Raw genomic sequence first — 26,007 nt, 5'->3', positions numbered from 1 at the left:
GGTTAGACGACGTTGCCCAGTTGGAAGATGGGTAGGTACATGGCGATAATAAGGCCGCCAACGAGGACACCTAAAACAGCCATGATGACTGGCTCCATTAGGCTGGTAAGGCCATCGACCATATTGTCGACTTCTTCTTCGTAATAACTCGCCACTTTGCTCAGCATGTCGTCGAGTGAGCCAGATTCTTCACCAATAGCAGTCATCTGGATAGCCATTGAAGGAAACACTCCTGTTGACCTCATGGAGAAGTTCAGCTGCATGCCTGTCGATACATCTGACTTTACTTTGTTAGTTGCATTTTTAAAAACAATGTTGCCCGTGGCGCCAGCTACTGAGTCAAGGGCGTCCACAAGTGGAACACCTGCGGCAAATGTAGTTGAAAGTGTTCGTGCAAAACGGGCAATGGCGGACTTGTATATAATGTCGCCTACCACGGGCATCTTAAGCAACATTCGGTCTATCGAATCTCGGAATTTTTGTGACCGTTTATGGGCTTCTTTAAAAATTATGCCGAGTAAAAATGCTCCAATGATGAATACGTACCACCACCTTTGTAGACCTTCGGAAATATTGATGACCATTAATGTAAATGCTGGTAGCTCTGCGCCGAAGCTATCGAATACTTCTTGAAACTGCGGAACTACTTTGATCAGAAGGATTGAGGAAACAATGATTGCTACCACAATTACGGCAATCGGGTAGTTCATTGCTTTTTTGATTTTTGCCTTGAGAGACTCGGTTTTCTCTTTGTAGGTTGCAATTCTGTCTAATAAACCTTCAAGAGCTCCCGCCTGTTCGCCAGACTCAACCAAATTGCAGTAGAGTTCATCAAAATACTGGGGTTTTGTTCGTAGGGAGGCAGCAAAACTATTACCTGCTGCGACCTGTTGCTTGATCTCATCAACTAGCTTGCGCATATTAGGGTTGTCAAAACCCTCGCTGATAATATCGAACGACTGCAGTAGCGGCACCCCAGCTTTCATCATGGTCGCCATTTGCCTTGTAAACAAGGCAATGTCCATGGGCTTGATCTTTTTGCCTGCACTGAAGATTGAGGCAGATTTTTTGCGTACCTTGGTGGGGTTGATACCTTGTTTGCGCAGTTGGGCTTTGACCAAGGCAGGGTTTTGGCCGTTAAGCTCGCCTTTGACCACTGCGCCTTTCTTATCTTTACCTTCCCAGGCGAATACGCTGGTTTTTAATGCTTTTGCCGCCATGGTTAATCCTTGGTTACGCGGTTGACTTCCTCAAGGCTGGTGACGCCTTGCATCGCTTTCACCAGTGCCGAGGTGCGTAGATCATTAAAGCCGTCTTTGCGCATCTGCGCGGAAATGTCGATGGAGTTGCCTTCCTCCATGATAATCCGTTGCAGGTTAGGCGTGTTTTTAACCACTTCATATATTCCGACACGGCCTTTGTAACCGCCTTTGCAATTTTCACATCCCACGGGGCCGAAAATCTTGAATGTGCCAATTTTTGCCTCGGGGAACCCTTCTCCCAAAAGCGTCTCGCGCGGTACGTCAATTTCTTTTTTGCAACTGCTGCACAGCTTGCGCGCCAGGCGCTGGGCAATAATCAGGTTGACCGAGGTGGCGATGTTAAACGACGGCACGCCCATATTGCGCAGGCGAGTCAGGGTTTCTGCGGCACTGTTTGTGTGCAGGGTCGACATCACCATATGGCCGGTTTGCGCGGCTTTTACCGCAATGGAGGCGGTATCGAGGTCGCGGATCTCGCCAACCATGATGATATCCGGGTCCTGGCGCAGGAATGCGCGCAGTGCCTGGGTAAAGTCCATGCCCTGCTTGGGGTTGACGTTGACCTGGTTGATGCCCTCAAGGTTGATCTCGACCGGGTCTTCGGCGGTGGAGATGTTTACATCTGGCGTATTGAGGATATTCAGGCCTGTATAAAGGGAAACGGTTTTGCCTGAACCGGTCGGGCCGGTAACCAGAATCATGCCCTGCGGTTGTTTGAGGGCCGTCATATACAGCTCTTTTTGATCTTCCTCATAGCCCAGCGCATCAATGCCCATTTGTGCGCTGGTGGGGTCGAGAATCCGCATCACGATCTTCTCTCCCCACAGCGTGGGCAAGGTGTTGACCCGGAAATCGATGGACTTGGTCTTGGAAATACGCATTTTTATCCGGCCATCCTGCGGTTTGCGCCGCTCGGAAATATCCAGGGAGGCCATGACCTTAAGGCGAGCGGAAATTCGTGGCGCAAGCTGAATCGGCGGGCGCGCCACTTCATGCAGGATGCCGTCAGTGCGCAGGCGTACGCGATAGCTTTTTTCGTAGGGCTCAAAATGCAGGTCGGAAGAGCCGCCTTTGATTGCATCCAGCAGCATCTTATTAACGAAGCGCACCACCGGCGCATCATCGGCTTCCTGGCCGCCATCACCACCACGCGGCTCATCATCTACCGCTTCAACATCCAGCCCGTCCAGGTCAACATCGGCAAGGTCTTCCATGCCGTTGGTGCCTGAGTCGAAGAACTTCTCGATGGCGTCGCCAAGCTTGTCATCTTCAACCAGGATGGCTTCGGTATTGAGGCCGGTGCTGAACTGGATATCCGTGACCGCTTGATGGTTGGTCGGGTCGGATACGCCAATAAACAGCTTGTTACCGCGCTTCCAAAGCGGAATCACCCGGTGTTGGCGCACCAACTTCTCGCTGACCAGGTCGCGTGGTTGGCTTTCTTTGTCTATGGCACCCAAATCAACGAATGACACACCAAACTGGTCGGAAGCCAGCTCGGCCAGTGCCCGGCTTTTAACCAGCTTGTTTTGCACAAGGTAGGTCACCAGCGACATTTTATTGCGCGTGGCTTGCTGCTGGGCTTGCTGGGCTGCTTTTTCATCAAGCAGCTCAGCGATAACCATTTGCTTGGCCAGGCCAGTGAGAGAGACGACGTCGTTCATTGCGGGCTCCAGAAACTATGCCTGCGTTATAGCCTAGTTGAAGGGCAGAACCAAATTGACATTCCAAGACTGACAAAATGCGTCACATAATGTCGCTAATCAGGATCGCTTTTAGCTGTATAGAGATCTTTGGACGGGGATTTTCGGCATTTTGGAAGTTGGCACAGTGAATGCATTGATCTGGTCAGGTCGTTGGGCCTATTCATTTCTAGGAGAGTTACATGAAAGCTCAAAAAGGTTTTACCCTGATTGAATTGATGATCGTAGTTGCGATCATCGGTATCTTGGCTGCTATCGCTATCCCTCAGTATCAGAACTATGTTTCTCGTACTCAAGTTACTCGTGCCGTTGGCGAATTATCTGCACTCAAGACTGCAGCAGAAGAGCGGTTTAGTCGTAATGATCCTGCAACTACTGCTGCTGAACTAGGGTTCACGACTTCAAGTCTCATGAATGCTGCGCCAACTGTTACTATGGATACTGCTGCTGGAACTGCTCTTATCCAAGGCACGCTCAATGGGAGTGTTGCTTCTGCAGTGAACGGTGCAGTAGTTAACCTGCGTCGTACTGCTGCTGGTGCTTGGACCTGCAGCCTTACAGCATCTTCGAACTCAGGTTGGGATGATACCTTTGCTCCCGCTGGTTGCCCAAGAAGCTAATCTAGTTTTCTATATTTGATTTACTTTAGAACGCCTCGCACATGCGAGGCGTTTTTTATGAGATACAGTCTCTTGTAGAAGGCTTGCCATGGATTTCAATCGGCTAGAGTTTCAGAAAGTTTCGGCTTTAGTGGTAGTTTTTTTTGCGTTTTCTTTTTTTTCAATATCTTGTGTGTTGATTTTTATATCAGAATTAAAGTGGCATGATCAGCAACGAGTCGCCCAGTTGATATTGCTGTTTTTTGCTTTGATAGGGTTTGTGTTCTCAGGGGCGCAAAGGTTTAGTCATCAGTTCTTTTTCATTTTTGTTTTTATTTTTATTTGCGGGCTTTTTTCGTGCGCTGACTCGGAATATGTTATCTGGTCTTTGAAAGAGTGGGCGTGTTATGGGGGGCTTGTTATTTTGGCTTTGTATGTTTCGGAATTGCCGCTTCGTACGCATGTGGTGTTTCCGGGAATGATTGTTTTTGTTTTGGTGTTGTTGTCGTTTCAGTTTTTAGTAGCTTATATATCTGCTTACTTAAGTGGTATATATATGCTTGAGTCTAATGTTTTGATTGGTGGTTTTTCTAATCCACGGTTTTATGGCCAATTCCAGGTTATTGCCCTGCCGATTGCAACTTGTGCTCTTCGATGGTTGTGGTCGCGTGACAATAAGGTAGGGGCAGTTTTTTTGTTCGGAGTTTTGAGCGTTCAATGGGTAGTTGCTTATTGTTTGGCTGGGCGTGGAGTTTTGGTTGGTTTGATGGTGGCGAATATAGCTCTATTAATTGTTGCGGTTAAATTTTGGCGTATCGTTGCTTTGCAAGCCGCTGTCGCAGGTGTTGGGCTAGGTTTGTATTTGGTGTTTTTCTTTTTAATTCCAAGCTGGTTTGATATTGATGTAAACCTAAGAGACGGCCTAAGGACTTCATTGTCGGGGCGAGAAGTGATTTGGGGGATCGCCTGGGAGCTATTTATAGCCAATCCAGTTTTGGGTGTTGGTCCAATGAATTTTTCCGCGGTATTAAATCCGATTGCAGCTCACCCTCATCAATTTATTTTGCAACTTCTAGCTGAATGGGGTGGCGGAGTGGCTGTTGCCGTTTTGCTTTTAATGATTTATGCGGCGAGAGCAGGTTGGCGATTTATTAGGTCGGGCTTAGCTACGGATTTTGATGCAGTGCTTGCTATATCGCTTGTTTCTGCAGTTGTTCTTGCTCAGGTTGATGGTGTATTTGTTATGCCTTATACAGAAACATGGCTTGCAATTATTGCTGGCCTGGCAACTGCGCGCTGGACTCAAAATGCTTCTTTTGGTTATTCAGCGACACGCTACAAGCTTATGGGTGTAAGGCTGTTAAGTATTCTGTTTTTAGTAGTTATCGGTTATACGCTAATGATTGATGTGCCGGATTTGCAGAATAAGCAACAAGCGTATCTCGATTCACACTTCGCAGGTTACATGCCACGCTTTTGGATTTTAGGTCAAATTCCCTGGGAATAGGCCTCACAACCCCAACCGCATCGACAAATCCACCGCCTTTATATCTTTGGTCAGCGTACCAATCGACACATAGTCCACGCCGGTTTCGGCGATGGCTCTTAGTGTGGACTCGTTGACGCCGCCTGAGGCTTCGAGTTTGGCTTTGCCTTGGGTGATGGCGACGGCTTGGCGCATGTCATCGAGTGACAGTTCGTCGAGCATGATGATATCGGCGCCGGCGTCCAGCGCTTCTTGCAGTTCAATCAAGTTTTCGACTTCGACTTCCACTGGCTTGCCCGGTGCGATCTTGTGTGCGGCCTTGACGGCAGCGTCGATATTGCCGCAGGCGGCGATATGGTTTTCCTTGATAAGGAAGGCGTCGAACAGGCCGATGCGGTGGTTGTGGCAACCGCCGCAGGTGACGGCGTACTTCTGGGCGAGGCGCAGGCCCGGCAGGGTCTTGCGCGTGTCGAGAATCTTGATCTGGGTGCCTTGCACTATATCGGCGTAGTGCTGGCAGCGAGTGGCCACGGCAGAGAGGGTTTGCAGGAAGTTCAGTGCACTGCGTTCGCCGGTGAGCAGGGCGCGTGCCGGGCCTTCAAGATGGAACAGCGCCTGGTTGGGTTCGACGCGATCGCCGTCAGCCACTTGCCAGTGCACTGCCACGCGGTCGTCAACCTGGCGAAATACCGCATCCACCCAGGCGGTACCGCAGATCACCGCTGCATCGCGGCTGATGACGGTCGCGTGAGCCAGTCGCTCGGCGGGGATCAGTTGGGCGGTGATGTCACCGCTGCCCATGTCTTCTGCCAGTGCCCGGCGAACGTTGGCCTCGATTTCGGCGGTTAGGTCGGCGAGGGTCAGGTTAGGCATGGTGCGCTCCATTTTCGGTGAGCCGCGATTATAAAAGCAGATTTCGCTGCTCTGCAGCTATAAATGCCGGTTTGGCGCAGGCATTGGCCGGCTCTGTCAGGTTGGCTGCAGTTTTTCAGGGGCGCCTTAGAGTGAATCATTTGATGATTTGATGCTCTTAGAACCTAACTGGCTGGTGATCTGTACCGCTCGTCAGTTGGGGCTGCCATGTGTGACCTGAGTCATGCCTGATGCTGTTGAAGGCTTGGTAAGTTGTGCTAGATGGCTATAATGCGTTCATATATAGATTATTGACGCCATTGTATTGACGTTCAGTGCTGGCGATTGAGTGCATGCAGAGATAGCAGCCATGGAGGGCGATCTGCAGGAGACGGACAACTATGACAACTGACGCTAAGGTGGTTCACCTTAATCCTCTGACTGCGGAGCAGAACAACGCTGCCTCTGCGGCGAGGCTGCCTGCCGCCTTGATTCAGTTGCGCGACAAAGCTGCACTGCAGCTCAAGCAGGCTTTGCAGGCCCTGTTTGATAATGCCGACGACACGCTGTTTGAAATGGCCGATCGCGCTACCAGCAACGGTGAGCAGAATGCCTTTTTCGAGGCCATGCGTGACCTGCGCTTGAAGCGAAAGAACGTCGAGCGCGAGTTTCTGCAAGCCATCTTCGAGTCTTTCTCCAGCCTCAATCAATACGCCATTGGCAAAGCGCCAGCCCTCGATAGCGTTTCGTTCGACAGCTTGTCGCTGGTACAGAACGATGAGCTTGAGGAGACGGTGGCCACTGATGCGATGGTCGCCAAGGTGCTCAGCCGTGACAGCCAGGCGCTGGGCCACCTGACTACACGCTTGAATGCAGTGATCAGCCGCAAGCTCGATGACAAGAGCAATCCCTTGGGGCCGGCTTCCTTGTGCGCGGACTTCCTGAGCGCTTGTGCCAGCTTGGGTGTGGATATTCGCGTCAAGCTGATCATCCTCAAGCTGTTCGAAAAATTTGTCCTGGCCGATCTTGATCAGCTTTATGCCGAGGCCAACCAGCAATTGGTCGCGGCAGGTATTTTGCCTGAGTTGAAATCGACACCTGTTCGTCGCTCGCCCAGCCAGGGGCAAGCTGCAAGCCGTGGCGTTGCCGGTGAGGCGGTATCGCACTCGGCCGTCGCTGGTGAGTTTGCCGAACAAGATGTACAGGAGGTTTTCAGCGCACTCCAGGGGTTGTTGTCACAGGCTCGCGGCTCGCTCACCCAGCGCCAGGCGCCGGTCGATGCGATGCCTATTACCAGCAATGACCTGATGCGCCTGCTGTCCCATATGCAGCAGCGTGCGCCTGCGCAGGCAAGCGCCGAGTTCGACTTGCGTGACCAGCTCGAGCAACTGCTCAGCCGGGCCAGTGCCAAGAGCGGTAAGACACGGGTTGTGGGTGAGGTCGATGAGGACGTCATCAACCTGGTGTCGATGCTGTTTGAATTTATCCTTGATGACCGCACCTTGCCAGACTCGCTAAAAGCGCTGATTGCGCGCCTGCAGATTCCGATGCTCAAGGTGGCGGTACTCGACAAGACATTTTTCAGCCGTGGCAGTCACCCGGCCCGCCGCCTGCTCAACGAAATTGCTGCCGCCTCGCTGGGTTGGGGCGATCAGGACAACGCGCAGCGCGACAGCCTGTTCCAGAAGATCGAGCAGATTGTCCAGCGTCTGCTGAATGACTTTGTTGACGACCCACAGATTTTCTCCGAGTTGCTTAGCGATTTCATGGCGTTCACCGTCGATGAGCGCCGCCGCAGCGAGTTGCTTGAACAACGCACCCGGGATGCGGAAGAGGGCAGTGCCCGTTCCGAGTTGGCGCGCAAGCAGGTCGAGCAGGCGCTTAACCAGCGTTTGCTGGGCAAGAAGCTGCCCGAAGTTGTGGTGCGTTTGCTGCAAGAGGGCTGGAGCAGCGTGCTGACGTTGACTTGCCTCAAGCACGGGGTTGAGTCAGACGAGTGGAATGCTGCGCTGGCGACCATGGACGATTTGATCTGGAGCGTCGAGCCCCATGACGATCCCGAGGCGCGCCTGCGCTTGCTGGAATTGGTGCCGGGCTTGCTCAAGGCGTTGCGCGAAGGCATGACCAGCGCAGCCTTTGATCCCTTTGCCACCAGCGAGTTCTTCAGCCAGCTCGAGAGTCTGCACGTTCATGCCTTCCAGCGTTTCAAGCGGATCATGGCCGCGCCGGTGGCCGAGAAAACCCGCGAGCAAAACCAGGCCTTGCTTGATGCCGGGATCGAAGTGCCGCTGCTGGAAGTGCCACCCGCTGATGAGCCTGATGTAGCGCCCATGGTCGAGGTGGTCGAGGAGATTGTGCTCCTGGCTCCTGGTGAAACCGAGGCGCCGCAGCCTGAAGTCGCCTTGCCGGACGATGATGAAATGCTGCCCAAGGTTGATGCGCTGCGTGTGGGCAGTTGGGTTGAGTTTATTGAGGACGATGAGCACAAGCTGCGTTGCAAGCTGGCGGCGATCATCAAGCCAACAGGCAAGTACATCTTCGTGAACCGTACCGGCATGAAGGTTCTGGAGAAAACGCGCATGGCCTTGGCCATTGAGTTTCGGCGCAATGCCATACGCTTGCTCGATGATGCGCTGTTGTTTGATCGTGCGCTTGAGTCGGTGATCGGGAATTTGCGTCGCTTGAAGAACGGCTGATTTCTCAGTAGCGCTTCAAATAAACGCCCGGCCTAGTGTCGGGCGTTTTGCTGTCTGGGGCTCGCTTATTGTGGTGGCGTGGTGGGCAAGCCAAGCGTTGTCACACCCTACGGATGATGTTTATCTCGTAGGGCGGACAGCGCTTTTCTGTCCGCCGTTTATGGTGCGCAAGGCTTTGAGCGGTTTTCCCCCTTGGCCCTGTCATGCTGCTGCTCTAGAGTAGTCGCCTGTTTAGAGGAAATTGTATGCAACTGGATTCTCGTACAGGTTGGTTTCAAGGGGTTCGCCACTGTCCGTCACCGAATTGCAATGAGCGCCCGGCGGGTGAGATCTCGTTGTTGGTGATACACAATATAAGCCTGCCACCAGGCGAATTCGGTGGCGGCCATGTACAGGCTTTTTTCCAGAACCGGCTCGATGTTGACCAACATCCCTATTTTGCTGAGATTGCAGCGCTGACTGTTTCCGCGCACTTCCTGATTGAGCGTGATGGCAGCATCACCCAGTTTGTCTCCTGTCTGGACCGAGCCTGGCATGCGGGCGTTTCGTGTTTTGACGGTCGCGAAAACTGTAATGATTTTTCCCTGGGGATCGAACTGGAAGGCACCGATGAACTCCCTTTTAGCGATGCGCAATATCATGCATTGAAAACCCTGACTTTAGCCTTGCAACGTGCTTATCCGCAGATCACTCTTGAGCGCATGCGCGGCCACAGTGATATTGCTCCTGGACGTAAAACCGATCCGGGCCCGGCGTTTGATTGGCAACGTTTGCGCTCTGGCTTGACTGAACAATGAGGCGGATATGAATTTTCTGGTGTTACTGCTGGTGCTCTGGGTAGAGAAGTTTTCGTCCTGGCGCAGTGCCGTCCAGCAAGATGGCCCCTGGTTGCGGCTGCTGGCCAAGGTTGAACGCAACAAAAAGCAATTGGCTAGCCCCTGGTTGACGCTCGTTGGCATGCTGGCCTTGCCACTGGTTATCCTGGCGCTGGTTCTCGCTGTGTTGTCCACTGTTGCCTATGGATGGTTGGCCCTGCCTGTTCATTTGCTGGTCGTGGTCTACAGCCTTGGGCGTGGCGACTTGTGGGTCGCGCTGGGGCCTTTTCGCGACAGTTGGCGGCGCAGTGACAGTGAGTCGGCTTATCTTGTGGCGCGGCGCGACCTGGGCATTGATGCGCAGACTCCCGAAGCCTTGCTGTCCGATGTGCAGCAATACCTGGTCTGGCAGGCCTATCAAAGTTTCTTCGCTGTTATTTTCTGGTACGCCTTGCTTGGCCCACTGGTTGCGCTGGCGTATCGGCTATTGGCATTGATCGAAGAGCACTCGCAACAACCTGCATTGCAAGTGCGAGCCAGCCAGCTGCGTCATGCCTTTGACTGGCTGCCCGCTCGGCTGCTCTGCGTCAGTTTTGGCCTGGTCGGTAACTTTGTGGGCGTCAGCCGGGCGTTGCTGCATGAGTTACTGAGCTGGGATATCAGCGCTGCACGGCTGGTCACCAATGTCGCCAGGGCCGCCAGTGAAGTGACTGCGCCCGTGCTGGGGGAGGCTGGGGTCAATAGCCTCGATGAGCTCTGGCAATTGCTGGTGCGCTGCGCAATTCTTTGGTACGCCATCTTTGCGTTGTGGACCCTGTTCCTCTAAGCCTCTGCAGCTTCCCGAGCGTCTCAACCTGCCAGGCCAAGGGCCGGTTGAGCGCTTGATCGCGAAGCGTTGCGCCGCTGAGTGTGTGGTCGTTTATCAGGCGATATTCAGTTCGTCACTTACCTTAAGTTACAGAGAATCAGGTCGATAACAGGTATACATTGTCCCTCGCAGGTGTGATGGATTGTGCTGCCTGGCCAATCGTCCTGTTCTGCTGCGTTGAAGTGCGCGTGAGAAGTTAAAGGTAGTCCGTCTGAGAACTACCAATTAATAAAAATAATTCGATCTGGAGACGTCTTGTGAAGACTGCGTTGTATCCGGCCATCGCTCTGATGAACCGCCTCAGCTTCGGCATGAAGTTTGGTTTGATCAGTATCTTGTTTTTCCTGCCCATGCTGGTGACCAACTACTTCCTGATGCATGACGCTTACCGTCAATATCAGGTGAGCGAGTCTGCGCGCAACAGCATTGAGTTGCTGTCGAGTTCGTTGAAACTACGTCGAGATGCCGAGCTTTACGCTAATTTACTCAGTGTCGATGCCGAACTGGGCAGTAATAGCACTGGCAGTGGCCTGGCTGACGAGTTGAGCGCGACTAAATCCTCGATCGAGAATAATCTGGCTGGCATGCAGCCTGCTGTCAGTTCAGAGGCGGATCTTGCGGAGTTCAACGCCCAGTACGAACAGGTAAAGGCGGCTCTGGAAGCGATTGAGGCAGAGCCATCGCTGCGCAGTAAAGTCAACCTGGGCCGTGAGCTGCTAAGTCGGGCCGGCGTGTTTAGCAAGTTGATCGCCAGCCAGGCTGGCTTGATCCAGGACAGTGAACGGGCTGTACGCCAACTGACGAACCTGCTGATCAGCAGCATGCCCCAGGTGACCCAGGCCTTGGGCCAGGGGCGCGAATTGGGGGCGGCAACCCTGGGACAGGGGCTGTTGAATTCGGCCGACAGCAACACCTTCGCGGATTTGCTTGAGTTTCTGGAAACCCTCGGCAGCGCCTATTCTGTTGATGTCCAGCAGGCCTTGAGCGCTAGCGAGGATGTGCGCTCGGCACTGGCGGGACTGGCCGATGCCAGCCAGAAATCGCTGCCTGAGGCGATCCGTTTGTTCGAGGATCGAGTGGTAGTAGCCGACTCGCTCAATGCGCCATGGCGCGCCTTCTTTACTGATACCACGGCCTTGATCGCCAAGACCTATGATTTAAGCGATGCCGTGGTCAGCCTGCTTGACCAGCGTCTTGAAACGCGGGTGCAAGCCAGTCAAAACCGAATGGTGCTGATGGCTGTAGCGCTGGGGCTGGTTTTGCTGCTCATCTTCTATCTTTACAGCGGTTTCTATGTGTCGGTTCGTACCAGCCTCAAGCAGCTTGGCCTGACCATGAACCAGGTTGCCACTGGTGATATGACCGTTAGCTTCAAGGCCAGCAGCCAGGACGAGGTCGGGGAGCTGGGGCTGGTGTTCAACGGCACCGTGGTGAAAATCCGCGAGCTGATCAATCGCGTGGGGCAAACGGTTGTCGAGGTTGAGCGCCAGGCTGGGCGGGTTGAGTCGGTGTCCGCGCAGAGCAACCAGGCGGTGGCGGGGCAACTGGGGCAGATCGAGCAGGTCGCCACGGCGATGAACCAGATGTCTGCGACCGCGCAGGAGGTGGCAAGTAGCGCTGCGGCTGCGGTAGGCAGCGCCAACAGTGTCAATGATGAAACCATCAGTGGCCGCGCCTTGCTTGAGTCGCAAGTCAGCAGTATTCAGCGGCTTGCCGGCGAGATAGATCAGTCGGTTCTGGTCATCAATCAGTTGGCCAGCGACAGCGCGTCGATTTCCCAGGTGCTGGACGTGATCAAGGGCGTGGCCGAGCAGACCAACCTGCTGGCTCTCAATGCCGCAATTGAAGCTGCACGCGCCGGTGAGCAGGGCCGGGGCTTTGCCGTGGTTGCAGATGAGGTGCGTAACCTGGCCAAGCGCACGCAGCAATCCACTGAAGAAATTGAAGTGATGATTTCAAAACTGCAGGGCGGCGTGGGCGCGGCAGTGAAGACAATGGGCGTGAGCCATAAAATGGCTGATGACACGGTGAGCGAGTCGAGCAAAGTGCAGGCCGCGCTGGAAAATATCCTCGGCGCAGTGGGCATGATCGTTGACCAGAACCAACAAATCGCCGCCGCCGCCGAGCAGCAGACGGCCGTTGCCCATGACATCGACCAGAACATCGTGCAGATCAATCAGGCGGGCGAGCGAACCGCAGAGGGCGCCAGCGATACCGAACAAGCCAGTCGTGAGTTGTCGGCGCAAGTGTCGCAGCTCAAGCAACTGATTGGTGCCTTCCGCGTCTGAACCGGCGGGCAAGCCCCCCGTCAGGCGGGTCTTGCCCGAGTGCAGGGGTGCGCAGGGCATGTCTGCGCACCCCGCGTCCCTTAAACCTCGGCGCTGCAATCATGCAGGCAGGCGTTCGGCAATGCGCGCCAGCTGTTGTAGGATGGTGCTTGCGCGCGGTAGATGTTCCAGCCATTGGTTATCGACAGTTCTCCCCCGCCATGGATTGCGCTGATGCGCCATTGCGACGGTCATCCGTGCTTCAGGATTGTCCGCGTTCATGACTGATTCGCGCACTGCCAATCGCTAAATTCACGCTCATACAGGAGGCGCTCCATGCTCGAGATAGAGGCTGCGCAGATCCAGATGGGTCGTAATGCAGGCGATAAGCACGAAGTACTGTGCATGCTGGCTAAAAGGTTGGCTGACGATGGTTTAGTCATGCCCGGTTATCTGGACAGCATGCGCGCGCGTGAAGCGCAGAATTCGACCTTCCTCGGCCAGGGTATGGCGATCCCGCACGGCACTGCGGATGGCCACGACCTGATCATCAAGTCCGGTGTGCGTTTGATCCACTTCCCGCAGGGCGTCGATTGGGGGGATGGCCAGCAGGTGTATCTGGCTATCGCCATTGTTGCGCAGACTGATGAGCACTTACGTCTCCTGCAATTGCTCACCCATGCCCTGAGTGATGAAGGCCTGGGCCGGGCCCTGCACCAAGCCACTGAAGCCGAAACCATAGTCGCTTTGCTGCAAGGCGCGCCGCAGGAACTGTTGCTCGACAGCCAGCTGATTCGCCTGGGTGTCACGGTGGAGGATTTTGACGAGTTGGTATGGCAGGGCGCGCGGCTGCTGAAAAAGGCTGGCTGCGTTGACTCCGCTTTTATTGCCAAGCTGATGCAGGCCGAGCCGCTGGCCTTGGGCGATGGCTTGTGGTGGCTCGGTTGTGAGCAATCGGTGCAATTGCCAGGTTTGTCTTTTGTTTCGCCCAAACGCGCCGTTGAGCTCAATCAACAGCCGGTCAAGGGACTCTTCTGTCTGGCCAGTCTGGGAGAAGCGCATCGCCCGGTACTTGAGCGTTTGTGTGACCTGTTGATCGAGGGACATGCCGACAGATTCAGCCAGGCTAGATCAAGGCGTACCGTGCTCGAGGCATTGGGTGGCCAAGTACCGGCTGACTGGAGTCGGGTCTGTGTCACCCTGGCCAACTCACATGGCCTGCATGCCCGGCCAGCCAAGGTGTTGAGCGAGCTGGCCCAGGGTTTCATGGGCGATATTCGCGTGCGTCTCGCTGAGGAACCGGGGCTTGGCGTGTCTGCCAAGAGCTTGAGCAAGCTGCTTGGGCTGGGTGCGCGGCGTGGCCAGGTGCTTGAGTTCAGCGCCGAACCCAGTATTGCCGAACAGGCATTGGCTGCCCTGAAAACCGCAGTTGAACAGGGCCTGGGTGAACAGGTCGAGCCATTGCCTGTGTATACCGAGCCTGCCGTCCAGGCAGCGATTGAGGATGCGCTGAGCTCGACGCAAAGGCTTGATCAACCCACTGCCGGTTCACGCATGCGTGCGGTTGCCGCGTCTCCGGGGATCGCCATTGGCCCTGCCTTGGTGCGAGTGCCGCCAGTGCTTGAGTATGCGGCAGAAGGACGGGGCGAGCGTCACGAGCGTCAGCGGCTTGATGATGCCCTCGAAGCGGTGGCCGCCGATATCCAGGTGGTCGTTGATCAGTGCCAGGAAACCGATGTGCGCGATATTTTGCTGATGCATCAAGCGATGCTGAGTGACCCGGCGCTGCATGATGACATTCAAGCAAGGCTGGCAGGCGGTGCCAGTGCCGAGGCGGCCTGGAGCGTCGAAGTCGATACCGCTGCCAGGCAACAGGAGTCCTTGCACGATGCCCTGTTGGCGGAGCGTGCAGCCGACCTGCGTGATATCGGTCGGCGCGTCCTGGCCAGCCTGTGCGGCGTGAAACCGTTGGAGGAGCCCGATGAGCCTTATGTGCTGGTCGTTGAGGAAGTTGCGCCCTCGGATGTTGCCAGTCTCAACCGCCAGCGCGTTGCCGGTATTTTGACTGCACGCGGTGGCGCCACGGCGCACAGTGCAATTATCGCCCGGGCGTTGGGGATTCCTGCGGTCGTCGGTGCTGGAGAAAGCGTGCTGGCCTTGTCGCAGGGTACGCAATTGTTGGTCGATGGTGATCACGGCATGGTGCGTATCGCGCCCGACGAGCAGGCCTTGCAGCAAGCGCTGCAAGAGCGCGAGGTGAGCCAGCAGCGACAAGAGCGCGCCTATGCCGAGCGCTCGAAGCCCGCCATCACGCGCGACGGTCATGGCGTCGAAGTGGCGGCCAATATAGGTTCGAGCAGTGAGGCCGGGCTGGCGATCGAGTCCGGCGCTGAAGCGATAGGCTTGATGCGCACCGAGTGGATATTCATGAACCATGCCCAGGCGCCGGATCAAGCGACCCAGGAGCGTGAGTACCGGCGCGTGCTTGATACCCTTGATGGCTTGCCGTTGGTGGTGCGCACCCTTGATGTTGGCGGCGACAAGCCACTTGCCTACTGGCCTATGCCAGCAGAAACCAACCCCTTTCTTGGCGTGCGTGGGATCCGCATGAGCCTGTTGCGCCCTGAGCTTCTCGAAACCCAGTTACGGGCATTGTTCAGCTGTGCCGGTGAGCGTCCGTTGCGGGTGATGTTCCCGATGGTTGGTGGGGTTGAAGAGTGGCGTGCCGCGCGGGATATAGCGCTAGATGTCCGCGCCCAGGTTCCGGTTAAAGATTTGCAATTGGGCATCATGATTGAAGTGCCAAGCGCTGCCCTGCTGGCGCAGGTTTTGGCCCGGGAAGCGGATTTCTTTAGCATTGGCACCAACGACTTGACGCAGTACACCCTGGCCATTGATCGTGACCATCCAAGGTTGTCGGCGCAGGCCGATGGCTTGCATCCGGCGGTGCTAGGCCTGATCCACCAGACGGTCAGCGCTGCTCATGCGCATGGCAAATGGGTGGGCGTTTGCGGCGAGCTGGCCACTGACAGGGTGGCGGTGCCTCTGCTGGTTGGGCTTGGGGTTGATGAGTTGAGTGTTTCTGCGCGTTCGGTTGCGCGAGTCAAGGCGCGGGTGCGAGAGCTTGACTGGGGGCTTTGCCAGCAACTTGCACAACAGGCGCTTGGGCAAGACAGCGCCAGTGCAGTGCGTGCGCTGGTCGAGGCTATTTAGCTCGACCAGCCGAATAGCGCTGCGGCATTGGCGCTGGTGATTGATGCAAGCTGTTCGGCGTCGAGCTTGAAGTGTAGGGCCAGCGCATGGCAGATATCCGGCAAGTGTTCAGGGCTGTTGCGTTGCTGCGGATACATGGCCGGCGGCATATCCGGCGAGTCTGTTTCGAGCACTATCGCGTCGAGGGGAAGTTGCGGCAGTACGCGGTGCATGCGCAATGCTTGTGGCCAGGTCGGTGCGCCGCCAAGGCCGAGCTTGAAACCGAGCTTGATGTATTCGCGAGCTTCCTCATAGCTGCCGGAAAACGCATGGATAATGCCGCCACGCTTTAGCCTTATGCGCTTGAGTGTGGCGATAACCTTGGCATGGGTACGACGCACATGAATCAATGCCGGAAGTTCGAACTCAGCTGCGAGCTGCAATTGTGCTTCGAACCAGGTTTGTTGCTGTTGCCGGTCGAGTGTCTCAATAAAATAGTCGAGACCAATTTCACCCACGGCGCAGAGTTGCGGGTGACCTTCAAGGCGTTGCAGCCACTCGCGCAGCTCCTGCAGGTGATGGGGCTGATGTTCTGCCAGGTAGATCGGGTGTAGTCCCAAGGCGGCGTACAGGTTCTTGTCGCCCTCAACCAATTGCCAGACACGTTGCCAGTTGGCCTGATGCACGCCCAGGATCACCAGGCGTTCAACTCCCAGCTCGCGGCTGCGCGCCAGCACATCAGTGCGGTCGGCATCGAAGTCGGGAAAGTCGAGATGAGTGTGTGTATCGATCAGGCGCATAAAGGCAGGGATGTCTTGGGACGTCTGCCTAGCATCGACGATTTAACCCAGAATCGCCAGTTCTAAGGCTGGCCCTGTTCAGGGTTGCCTGGCTCCGGCGCCTGTTTTGTCTGCGCTTGGGCGGCTGCAGCTGCGCTGTCCTGCTGTCTTTTGCTGCGCCGCTTGGCAATGGATTCACGCTCGACGTCCAATAGCTGCGTGGCCAATGCGCGGTAAAGCGGTACGGGGGAGATGCGTCCAGAAATAGCACTGGCCAGCAGGCTTGCGGCCAGGATGGGCAATGCCATGTCCTGGCTGTGCGATAGCTCGATGGTGATGACCGTGGCGGTCAGCGGTGTTCGGGTGACGCCGGCAAGGTACGCAGCCATGCCAATCAAGCCTGCCGCCTGCAAGCTGATACCGGGTATCCAGTCGGTCACCCAGGGGGCAAAGCTGGCGCCCACCGCCAAAGAGGGAGAAAACAGCCCGCCGGGAATACCGGCCAGGTAGGAGACGACATTGGCGAGGAACTTCCAGATGACAAAACTGGCATCGGTGACCGGCTGGCCTTCAAGAATTGCCCGGGTTTCGGCATAGCCGGTGCCGAAAACATGCTGTCCGGAGATCAATCCAAGCAATGCCATGACCAAACCACAAATACCCGCGAAGATCACCGGACGCCTTGCCCGCCAGGCTGCCATCAGCGCCAACGGGCCTAGTTTGGCCGGCAATACCAGGCGACAGTACAAACCACCTGCCAGACCGCCTGCCGCCCCGCAAACCAACACTGCAAGCCAGTCGCGACTCAGCGGTAGCTCGGCACTGAGTTGGCCGAAGTAGCTGTAGTGGCCCATCAAGCCAAGGGTGACCATGCCGCCGATCAAGACCGCAGTCAGCACCAGGCCATTGAGACTTTGCTCAAAGCGGTGGCTGAGTTCCTCAATCGCGAAAACAACCCCGGCCAGTGGTGTATTGAATGCCGCGGCGATACCCGCCGCGCCGCCCGCGATGATCAACCCGGAGCCCGCGCTGCGTGCCTGCAAACCCAGGCGCCTGCCGAATGTGTACATCAATGCCGCGCCAACATGCACGGTCGGGCCTTCACGCCCAATCGAGGCGCCCACCAGCAGGCCCGCGACTGAAAGGACCATTTTTACCGCAGCAATAGGCAGCGACAGCACCCGGTTGCGGAAGCGGCTGGATGGGCGCTCAAGTGTGGCAATCACCTGCGGGATACCACTGCCCTTGGCGTTTCTGAACCAGCCTTGAGTGGCCCATGCCAGAGCAGCGAACCCTAACGGGGTGACCAGCCACGGCCAGTAATTGCTATGGTTGAGCATCCGTTGGAAATAGATATTTGCCTCATCCGCCAGCCAGGCAAAAGCAAGTGCAACCAAACCAACCAGCAGCGCCCCAACCCAGAATGCAAGGCGCTGTCGCAAAACGCGCAGGTAGCGACGCCGGGCGCGAAAACGTTGGCGCGCAGTTGGGGTTTTCTGGGCTTCAGAATTGCTGGGCATAAGGCACTGGACCGCATAAGGAAGAGGTCAGGCAAGCCCATGGCGGGCTTGTTGTAATATCTTGCCACATATCGCCGTATGATGCCCCATGGTCTAGGCTGATAACCGTTCCCTGCAGGTGATATTGCCAGGCCAACCGGGGTAGATCGGCACCATATGCATAGCGCCCTGGGTTGATTTCAGTTCTGTAGTAATTCGAGTAAGCCTATGAATGTGCTGACGCCGAATATTGTGCTGGTCATCGCCTGCCTGGTCTTTGCAGCCGTATTCTTTTATCCGCGCCTGATCCGGGCAAACCTTTGGCGGGCGACTGTTACGCCACTGGCTTCGATCATTGGTTCGGGCTTTTTGGTAGCTGGGCCGATCCTTGCCCACGCCGCAGGTGCCTGGGCTTGGCTGGCGATGCTGGCGCTATGTCTGTTGGCATATTGGTTCGGCGCTGCGATTCGCTACAACATCACCCATCTTGAAAAGCACCTGGATGATAATCCGGCGCCTTACCATGCCTGGCTTGAGCGACTTTCTGAATTGGCTCTAGCTCTGGCCTATTTCGTTTCGGTCGCGTACTACCTCAACCTGTTTGCCGCGTTTGGCCTGCGCATTGGCGAGGTGCTTGACACCTTGTGGATCCGCATTGTGTCGACGGCAGTCATCGCGGCTATTGGTCTTTTGGGCACATTGCGCGGCCTGGCGGGTCTGGAGCGACTCGAGGTGTGGGTTGTTTCACTGAAAATGACGTTGATTGGTGGCCTTCTGGTCGCGCTGGCCTTGGCTAATTTTCATGAGTGGCAAGCGGGTGAACTGGTTTGGGCGGTCAAGCATCACGATCAGGGCATGCAGTCACTCACGGTGTTGCTGGGGCTGGTGATCCTGGTGCAGGGCTTCGAGACGTCACGCTACCTAGGCTCGAAATACAGTGCCGAAGTCAGGGTGCGCAGCATGCGCTGGGCACAGTGGATTGCCACCGCGATCTACATTGCTTTCCTGTTGCTGATTACCAGCCAGTTCAGTGGCGGCCTGCCAAAGCAGGGCGGTGAAACCGCAATTATTGATTTGCTCAAGCCCATTGGTAGCTTGCTCGGGCCATTATTGATTCTCACGGCATTGTCGTCGCAACTGTCAGCTGCGGTCGCTGACATGAATGGCGCAGGCGGCCTGTTGGCAGAAGCCTCGGGGCGACGCTTTCCTGTACGCATTGGCAATCTGCTAACGGCCTTGGTGGCAATCGGCATCACCTGGTTTGCCAATATCTACGAGATCATCACCTACGCCTCGAAAATGTTTGTGGCCTATTACACCTTGCAGTCGCTGCAGGCGATGCTGATGTCCTGGCGTAAAGGTCACAAACTGCGGGCGGTGTTTTTTGCGTGCGCGGTGTTGATTGGGCTATGCGTGATTATCTTCGCCCAGCCGGTAGAAGCCTAGGCACTGCAGCAACGCTAAGCTTGTCCGCCCGGATCAAACTGCGAGCATGCTGGAGTTCGGGCATCTGCAGAGGCGCCAATGGTGGATGAAGAAAGCGTCATCCACCATTGGCGATCCGCTCGTTTAATGGTGCTCGCGAGTGGCGCGGAACTTGATATCCGGCCAGCGTTCTTCCATCAGCGCCAGGTTGACGCGGGTTGGCGCCAGGTAGGTCAGGTGTCCGCCACCATCAATGGCCAGGTTCTCATGGGCCTTGTTCTTGAAGTCTTCGAGCTTTTTCTTGTCGCTGCATTCGATCCAGCGCGCCGACCATACGGTGATCGGCTCGTAAGCGCATTCGACCTTGTACTCGCCCTTCAAGCGGCTGGCAACCACATCAAACTGCAGTACACCAACCGCCCCCAGGATGATGTCGTTGCTGCGCTCCGGGAAGAACACCTGTGTTGCGCCTTCTTCGGCAAGCTCCTGCAAACCTTGGCGCAGTTGCTTGGACTTGAGCGGGTCTTTCAGGCGAACGCGACGGAACAACTCTGGGGCGAAGTGCGGGATGCCGGTAAAACCGAGGCTTTCACCTTCGGTGAAGGTGTCGCCAATCTGGATGGTGCCGTGGTTGTGCAGGCCGATGATGTCGCCGGCGTAGGCTTCTTCCAGCTGTTCACGCTCGGATGAGAAGAAGGTCAGCGCATCGGGTACGCGTACATCCTTGCCCAGGCGTGCGTGACGCATCTTCATGCCTTTTTCGTACTTGCCCGAGCATATGCGCATGAAGGCGATACGGTCGCGGTGCTTGGGGTCCATGTTTGCCTGGATCTTGAACACGAAACCGCTGAATTTTTCCTCGGTTGGTTCAACCAGCCGCTCATGGGCAGCCCGAGGCAATGGTCGCGGTGCCCAGTCAACGACGGCATCGAGAACGTGATCAACTCCAAAGTTGCCCAATGCGGTGCCGAAGAAGACCGGGGTCAACTGACCGCTTAGGAACTCGTCCTGATCGAATTCGTGGCAGGCGCCTTGCACCAGTTCGAGTTGCTCTACAAAACGCTCGTATTCATCGCCAAGGTGCGCACGGGCTTCGTCAGAATCGAGGTGCTTGATGATCTTGGTTTCAGTGCGCTCGTGGCCGTGACCTGCGGTGTAGACGATGATGTAGTCTTCGCTGAGGTGGTAAACACCCTTGAAGTCGCGGTAGCAGCCAATCGGCCAGGTGATAGGCGCGGCTTTGATCTTGAGTACGGCCTCAATCTCGTCAAGCAGTTCGATCGGGTCACGTATGTCGCGGTCGAGTTTGTTGACGAAGCTGACAATCGGCGTGTCGCGCAGGCGGCAAACATCCATCAGGGCGATGGTCCGTGGCTCAACCCCTTTACCGCCGTCGAGCACCATCAGCGCACTGTCCACAGCGGTCAGTGTGCGGTAGGTATCTTCCGAGAAGTCTTCGTGGCCGGGGGTGTCGAGCAGGTTGATCATGTGCTCGCGATAGGGGAACTGCATCACCGAGGTGGTAATCGAGATACCACGCTGCTTTTCCATTTCCATCCAGTCGGAGGTCGCATGGCGGTCGGATTTTCGCGATTTGACGGTACCCGCCACTGCAATGGCTTTACCCATCAGCAGCAGTTTTTCGGTAATGGTGGTCTTACCGGCGTCGGGGTGGGAAATAATGGCGAACGTGCGACGTTTCGCGACTTCGGCGGCCTGAGTGGTCATGGGTGATTGCCTGACTGAATACGGTTGCGGGCGGGCGAACGACAGCCGACCCGTAAAACCGCCAATTATAACGTGAAAAGCAGCTACATTTGGTGAATCAGCCGATCAGCAGTCAGGCATGTGCCAATTTGTATTGCCGGGGGGCCGCAATGGGCGGCTCAGATCGACCACTCAACTGGCTGCAAAGGTTGTCATCCTGGATTCACATTCTGGGCCGATAGTGGCCTCAATGCTCAATTCGTGCAGCATAAAACACGTTTTGTTTTGAATCTAAAACGATCAGCTGCTTATGGGTCAAATAGGGCTAAAAAAGCGCTTATTGGTGATTGATATACAGGGCGCATGGCCCTAAAGTTCCGCCCCGAACGTCCATGCTGGCAACGATCCATCCGGCTCAAGTACAGACGACGAGAGGTCGCTCTTTTGTGAAAACAGCACAAGGGTGATTCTCGGCGAAATGCCTTGGGAAGTAGGCGACCAAAGTGGGGAGACTGATCAGACGTTCAAAGTTGATGCAGGCGCCGTAAACCTTGGTTACTGCCTCAATTTGCGTTGTTTCGACTGACTGTTGCCAAGGCGCTTTCAATCGAAACAACCGGCCCCGCCGAATAATTGAACCCTAGCGGACTCAGTTACTCGAAATTTATGTATTCCGGTTTAGCCAAATGGAGTCCACGCATGTCGATCAATGTTGATGATTACTACGCACCCGCCACTTTCCAGAAGATGAAGGCGTTTGCCGATAAGCAAGAAACGCCATTCGTGGTGATTGATACCCAAATCATCAGCAAGGCATACGATGACTTGAGCGCAGGCTTTGAGTTCGCCAAGATTTATTACGCGGTCAAGGCCAACCCGGCCGTGGAAATCATCCAACTGCTCAAGGATAAAGGCTCGAACTTCGACATCGCCTCCATCTATGAACTGGACAAGGTGATGGCCTGTGGCGTGAGCGCCGACCGTATCAGCTACGGCAACACCATCAAGAAAGCCAAGGACATCCGCTACTTCTACGAGAAGGGCGTGCGCATGTACTCCACCGACTCCGAGGCGGACCTGCGCAATATTGCCAAGGCCGCACCTGGCTCGAAGGTTTATGTGCGTATCCTCACCGAAGGTTCGACCTCGGCTGACTGGCCACTGTCGCGCAAGTTCGGTTGCCAGACCGACATGGCGCTGGACTTGTTGATCCTGGCCAAGCAACTGGGCCTGGATCCGTACGGCATCTCGTTCCATGTGGGTTCGCAGCAGCGCGATATCGACGTCTGGGATGCGGCAATCGCCAAGGTCAAGGTGATTTTCGAGCGTTTGAAAGAAGAAGACGGCATTGTCCTGCGCATGATCAACATGGGCGGCGGTTTTCCGGCCAACTACATTCAACGCACCAACAGCCTGGAAACCTACGCTGAAGAAATCATCCGTTTTCTCAAGGACGATTTCGGTGATGACCTGCCGGAAATCATTCTTGAGCCGGGTCGTTCGTTGATTTCCAACGCCGGTATCCTGGTCAGCGAAGTGGTACTGGTTTCACGTAAGTCGCGCACTGCGGTCGAGCGCTGGGTGTTCACTGACGTCGGCAAGTTCTCGGGCCTGATCGAAACCATGGACGAGGCAATCAAGTTCCCGATCTGGACCGAGAAGAATGGCGAGATGGAAGAAGTGGTCATTGCCGGTCCAACCTGTGATAGCGCCGACATCATGTACGAAAACTACAAGTACGGCCTGCCACTGAATCTGGCCAGTGGCGATCGCCTGTACTGGCTCTCGACCGGCGCCTACACCACCAGCTACAGCGCCGTGGAATTCAATGGTTTTCCACCGCTCAAAGCCTTTTACCTCTAAGCGATAGAGCAATGCAAAAGCCCGCCAATTGGCGGGCTTTTGCGTTTTTGGTGTTGTGGAATCGTCAATGGCGTTTATGCGCACCGACGAGTGCTAGGCCGCTTAGCTGTTGATGGTTTCGGCGTGATGGCAAGCCACTTGCCGTGAATCGATCAGGCGCAGTTCCGGGCGTTCGACTTCACATTGTTCGGTCGCATAGGGGCAGCGCTTGTGGAAGGCGCAACCTGTTGGCGGGTCGAGCGGGTTTGGCAGCTCGCCACTGATCTTGATCTTGGGTTTGCTAGGGTCTGGATGAATGGCGGGCGTCGCAGACAGTAGCGCCTTGGTGTACGGGTGCAGCGGGCGTTGGTAAATCTGCTCGCTTGGCCCCATCTCCGCTGGCCGGCCCAGGTACATCACCAGCACGTCGTCGGCTACGTGACGCACCACCGAAAGGTTGTGCGAGATAAAGACATAACCGGTATTGAGTTCTTCTTGCAGGTCCATGAACAGGTTGAGCACCTGGGCCTGGATCGATACGTCCAGCGCCGAGGTCGGCTCATCCGCAACCAAAACCTTGGGCGTCAGCATCATGGCGCGGGCCAGGGCGATACGCTGACGTTGGCCACCGGAAAACATATGTGGATAACGCTGGTAATGTTCTGGTCGCAAACCGACTTGCTGCATCATGGCCTGGACCTTTTCGCGCCGCTCGCTTTTCGACAGCCCTGTGTTGATCAACAGTGGCTCGGCCAATTGGTCACCAATTTTTTGCCGGGGATTGAGCGATGCATAAGGGTTCTGGAAGACCATCTGCACATCGCGGCGCAGCTGCTTGCGCTGGGCCTTGTTGGCACCTGTGACTTCCTGCCCGGCAATTTGCAGCGAGCCCGAGCTGGGCTCCTCAATCAAGGTCAGTGCTCGCGCCAGGGTAGATTTGCCGCAGCCGGATTCACCAACCACCGCCAGGGTCTTGCCTGCGGCCAGTTCGAACGAGACGCCATTGAGTGCCTGCACCGTGGCGTTGGGCTGGAACAAACCGGTTGATACCGAATAGTGTCGGGTGAGGTCGCGGGCAGACAACACGCTGTTAGTTGTAGGCGTGCTCATCAAGCCACCTCCGAAGTCAGGTTAAGCGGGAAGAAGCAGCGCACGGCGCCTCGCTCATGCGCCTCAAGGGCCGGCCGTTGCTGGCGACATTGCTCCTGCACGTAAGGGCAGCGTGGCGACAGCAGGCAACCCTGTGGCCGGTCGTAGCGGCCGGGAACGATGCCCGGCAATGTCGATAAACGTTCGGCGCCGAGAGAGTGTTCGGGGATCGCCTTGAGCAACGCCTCGGTGTAAGGATGGGTTGGGTTGTTGAACAGCTCAGGCACCGAGCCGACTTCCACTGCCTGGCCTGCGTACATGACGCATACGCGCTGCGCGGTTTCGGCAACCACCGCAAGGTCGTGGGTGATCAGTACCAGCGCCATGTCCTGCTCACGCTGCAGGTTGACCAGCAGTTCCATGATCTGCGCTTGAATGGTTACATCGAGGGCGGTGGTCGGTTCGTCGGCGATCAGCAATTTAGGTTCGGCGGCAATGGCCATGGCAATCGCAACACGCTGGCTCATACCGCCAGAGAGCTGATGCGGATAGGCTTCGAGCCGGCTGGATGCTCCCGGTATTTCGACTTTCTCCAGTAATTCCAGCGCCCGTTGTCGCGCGGCTTTGCCTTTGAGGCCCATGTGCTGGCGCAGCACTTCTTCGATCTGGAAACCAACGGTGAAGCTCGGGTTGAGTGCGGTCATCGGGTCCTGGAAGATCATCGACAGGTCCTTGCCGATGATGTTTCGACGTTGCTTGCCCTTGAGGCGCAGCATGTCGGTGCCGTCAAACTGCAGGCTGTCAGCGTTAACTCTGCCCGGTGCTTCGATCAAACCCATCAGCGCCATCATGGTGACTGATTTACCTGAACCCGATTCGCCAACAATCGCCAGCACTTCACCTTTGTCGACACTTATGTCGAGGCCATCCACAACCGGAACGGCATTCGCGTCGCCGAAGCGTACGCTGAGGTTTTTAATATCAAGCAAACTCATTGTGGGCTCCTCACACTGCGTTCTTGAGTTTCGGGTCTAGCGCATCGCGCAAACCGTCACCCATCAGGTTGATTGCCAGAACGCTGAGCAAAATGGTCAAGCCGGGCAGGGTTACTACCCACCACGCGCGCTCAATGTAGTCGCGTGCCGATGCCAGCATGGTGCCCCACTCAGGTGTTGGTGGTTGCACCCCAAGCCCCAGGAAGCCCAGTGCCGCGGCATCGAGAATGGCAGATGAGAAGCTCAGGGTTGCCTGCACGATCAGGGGCGCCATGCAGTTGGGCAGCACCGTAATAAACATCAGGCGGGGCAGGCTGGCGCCAGCCAGGCGTGCCGCTGTTACGTAGTCGCGGTTGAGTTCGCCCATGACGGCTGCACGGGTCAGGCGCACATAGGATGGCAGCGAGACGATGGCGATGGCGATTACGGTATTGATCAGGCCAGGGCCGAGAATGGCCACAATCGCCACCGCCAGCAGTAGCGATGGCAAGGCCAGCATCACGTCCATCAAGCGCATGATCCCCGGGCCCATGACCCGTGGAAAGAAGCCTGCAACCAGCCCGAGGAAAATGCCGGGGATCAGTGACATCAGTACCGATGCCATGCCGATCATCAGCGACAGGCGCGCACCGTGAATCAATCGTGACAGCAGGTCGCGGCCGAGTTCATCGGTGCCCAGCAAGAATTGCCATTGGCCACCTTCGAGCCATGCCGGTGGCGTCAGCAGGAAGTCGCGAAACTGCTCGCTCGGATTGTAGGGTGCTACCCAGGGGGCAAACAGCGCACAGAACACGATCAGGATCATGAACATCAGGCCTGCCACTGCGCCTTTGTTATGGGCGAAGGCTTGCCAGAATTCTTTTAGCGGTGAGGGGTAGAGCAAGCTCTGATCAACCGCCGGGAGGGAGTTAGCTGTAGTCATTTCAGGCCT

The 26,007-nt window shown here is 56.1% G+C and carries 19 protein-coding genes; 9 read left to right on the top strand and 10 right to left on the bottom strand.

Going from position 1 to position 26,007, the window contains the following annotated elements:
• Nucleotides 1–2: 2 nt before the first annotated feature.
• Together CHB79_RS09165 and pilB are read right to left on the bottom strand one after the other, a co-directional pair.
• Nucleotides 3–1,220 (bottom strand): type II secretion system F family protein, encoded by a 1,218-nt coding sequence (locus CHB79_RS09165; protein WP_089359647.1) that lies wholly within the window; start codon nt 1,218–1,220, stop codon nt 3–5.
• Between the two features lie 2 nt (nt 1,221–1,222).
• On the bottom strand, nt 1,223–2,926 hold the full coding sequence (gene pilB, locus CHB79_RS09160) for a type IV-A pilus assembly ATPase PilB (RefSeq protein ID WP_089359646.1): 1,704 nt from the start codon (nt 2,924–2,926) through the stop codon (nt 1,223–1,225).
• A gap of 221 nt (nt 2,927–3,147) precedes the next feature.
• Here pilB and CHB79_RS09155 point away from each other — a divergent pair, with 221 nt between their 5' ends.
• Together CHB79_RS09155 and CHB79_RS09150 are read left to right on the top strand one after the other, a co-directional pair.
• Entirely contained in the window at nt 3,148–3,585 is a 438-nt protein-coding gene (locus CHB79_RS09155) for a pilin (protein ID WP_089359645.1), read from the top strand.
• A gap of 88 nt (nt 3,586–3,673) precedes the next feature.
• Nucleotides 3,674–5,071: an O-antigen ligase family protein gene (locus CHB79_RS09150; RefSeq protein WP_089359644.1), complete on the top strand. Its 1,398-nt coding sequence runs from the start codon at nt 3,674–3,676 to the stop codon at nt 5,069–5,071.
• A 3-nt stretch (nt 5,072–5,074) separates the two neighbouring features.
• On the opposite strand, the gene nadC is transcribed toward CHB79_RS09150, so the two are convergent.
• Nucleotides 5,075–5,923 carry a carboxylating nicotinate-nucleotide diphosphorylase gene (gene nadC / locus CHB79_RS09145; RefSeq protein ID WP_089359643.1) on the bottom strand — a complete coding sequence of 283 codons (849 nt, stop codon included), beginning with the start codon at nt 5,921–5,923 and terminating at the stop codon, nt 5,075–5,077.
• A 380-nt stretch (nt 5,924–6,303) separates the two neighbouring features.
• Here nadC and CHB79_RS09140 point away from each other — a divergent pair, with 380 nt between their 5' ends.
• The 4 genes from CHB79_RS09140 (at nt 6,304) to CHB79_RS09125 (ending at nt 12,569) form a co-directional block, all read left to right on the top strand.
• The gene (locus CHB79_RS09140; RefSeq protein ID WP_089359642.1) at nt 6,304–8,598 is read left to right on the top strand and encodes a DUF1631 domain-containing protein; all 2,295 of its coding nucleotides are present in this window, start codon (nt 6,304–6,306) and stop codon (nt 8,596–8,598) included.
• A gap of 245 nt (nt 8,599–8,843) precedes the next feature.
• Nucleotides 8,844–9,395, top strand: coding sequence for a 1,6-anhydro-N-acetylmuramyl-L-alanine amidase AmpD (gene ampD, locus CHB79_RS09135; RefSeq protein WP_010489735.1), 552 nt, complete (start codon nt 8,844–8,846; stop codon nt 9,393–9,395).
• A gap of 7 nt (nt 9,396–9,402) precedes the next feature.
• On the top strand, nt 9,403–10,239 hold the full coding sequence (ampE, locus tag CHB79_RS09130) for a regulatory signaling modulator protein AmpE (RefSeq protein ID WP_089359641.1): 837 nt from the start codon (nt 9,403–9,405) through the stop codon (nt 10,237–10,239).
• 299 nt (nt 10,240–10,538) lie between these two features.
• Nucleotides 10,539–12,569: a methyl-accepting chemotaxis protein gene (locus CHB79_RS09125; RefSeq protein ID WP_010489739.1), complete on the top strand. Its 2,031-nt coding sequence runs from the start codon at nt 10,539–10,541 to the stop codon at nt 12,567–12,569.
• 99 nt (nt 12,570–12,668) lie between these two features.
• Here CHB79_RS09125 and CHB79_RS22035 read toward each other — a convergent pair whose 3' ends face one another.
• The gene (locus CHB79_RS22035; protein WP_176443162.1) at nt 12,669–12,830 is read right to left on the bottom strand and encodes a hypothetical protein; all 162 of its coding nucleotides are present in this window, start codon (nt 12,828–12,830) and stop codon (nt 12,669–12,671) included.
• A 54-nt stretch (nt 12,831–12,884) separates the two neighbouring features.
• Between CHB79_RS22035 and ptsP the strand changes: the two genes are divergently transcribed.
• Nucleotides 12,885–15,761, top strand: coding sequence for a phosphoenolpyruvate--protein phosphotransferase (gene ptsP / locus CHB79_RS09115; protein WP_089359639.1), 2,877 nt, complete (start codon nt 12,885–12,887; stop codon nt 15,759–15,761).
• Here ptsP and CHB79_RS09110 read toward each other — a convergent pair.
• Together CHB79_RS09110 and CHB79_RS09105 are read right to left on the bottom strand one after the other, a co-directional pair.
• Nucleotides 15,758–16,540 carry a TatD family hydrolase gene (locus tag CHB79_RS09110; RefSeq protein WP_089359638.1) on the bottom strand — a complete coding sequence of 261 codons (783 nt, stop codon included), beginning with the start codon at nt 16,538–16,540 and terminating at the stop codon, nt 15,758–15,760. The two genes, ptsP and CHB79_RS09110, sit on opposite strands and share 4 nt — an antisense overlap.
• 62 nt (nt 16,541–16,602) lie before the next feature.
• Entirely contained in the window at nt 16,603–18,039 is a 1,437-nt protein-coding gene (locus CHB79_RS09105; protein ID WP_089359637.1) for a chloride channel protein, read from the bottom strand.
• 207 nt (nt 18,040–18,246) lie between these two features.
• On the opposite strand from CHB79_RS09105, the gene CHB79_RS09100 reads away from it, so the two are divergent.
• Nucleotides 18,247–19,464, top strand: coding sequence for a hypothetical protein (locus CHB79_RS09100; RefSeq protein WP_089359636.1), 1,218 nt, complete (start codon nt 18,247–18,249; stop codon nt 19,462–19,464).
• A gap of 123 nt (nt 19,465–19,587) precedes the next feature.
• On the opposite strand, the gene CHB79_RS09095 is transcribed toward CHB79_RS09100, so the two are convergent.
• A complete protein-coding gene (locus CHB79_RS09095) occupies nt 19,588–21,171 on the bottom strand; it encodes a peptide chain release factor 3 (RefSeq protein WP_089359635.1) in 1,584 nt (527 codons plus the stop codon).
• A gap of 678 nt (nt 21,172–21,849) precedes the next feature.
• Between CHB79_RS09095 and CHB79_RS09090 the strand changes: the two genes are divergently transcribed.
• On the top strand, nt 21,850–23,013 hold the full coding sequence (locus CHB79_RS09090) for a type III PLP-dependent enzyme (protein WP_089359634.1): 1,164 nt from the start codon (nt 21,850–21,852) through the stop codon (nt 23,011–23,013).
• A gap of 102 nt (nt 23,014–23,115) precedes the next feature.
• Here CHB79_RS09090 and CHB79_RS09085 read toward each other — a convergent pair whose 3' ends face one another.
• Genes CHB79_RS09085 through CHB79_RS09075 form a run of 3 tightly spaced genes read right to left on the bottom strand, consistent with a single transcriptional unit; the run spans nt 23,116 to nt 25,998 of the window.
• Complete coding sequence (locus CHB79_RS09085; protein ID WP_010489749.1) at nt 23,116–24,102, bottom strand: peptide ABC transporter ATP-binding protein; 987 nt, start codon at nt 24,100–24,102, stop codon at nt 23,116–23,118.
• A complete protein-coding gene (locus CHB79_RS09080) occupies nt 24,102–25,076 on the bottom strand; it encodes an ABC transporter ATP-binding protein (RefSeq protein WP_089359633.1) in 975 nt (324 codons plus the stop codon). The genes CHB79_RS09085 and CHB79_RS09080 overlap by 1 nt, the downstream gene beginning before the upstream one ends.
• A gap of 10 nt (nt 25,077–25,086) precedes the next feature.
• Entirely contained in the window at nt 25,087–25,998 is a 912-nt protein-coding gene (locus tag CHB79_RS09075; RefSeq protein ID WP_089359632.1) for an ABC transporter permease subunit, read from the bottom strand.
• Nucleotides 25,999–26,007: the final 9 nt, after the last annotated feature.

Source organism: Pseudomonas segetis, assembly GCF_900188155.1.
Lineage (GTDB): Bacteria > Pseudomonadota > Gammaproteobacteria > Pseudomonadales > Pseudomonadaceae > Aquipseudomonas > Aquipseudomonas segetis.
Note: the sequence above shows the minus strand (reverse complement) of the source record. Positions and strands in the feature narration are given on the sequence as shown.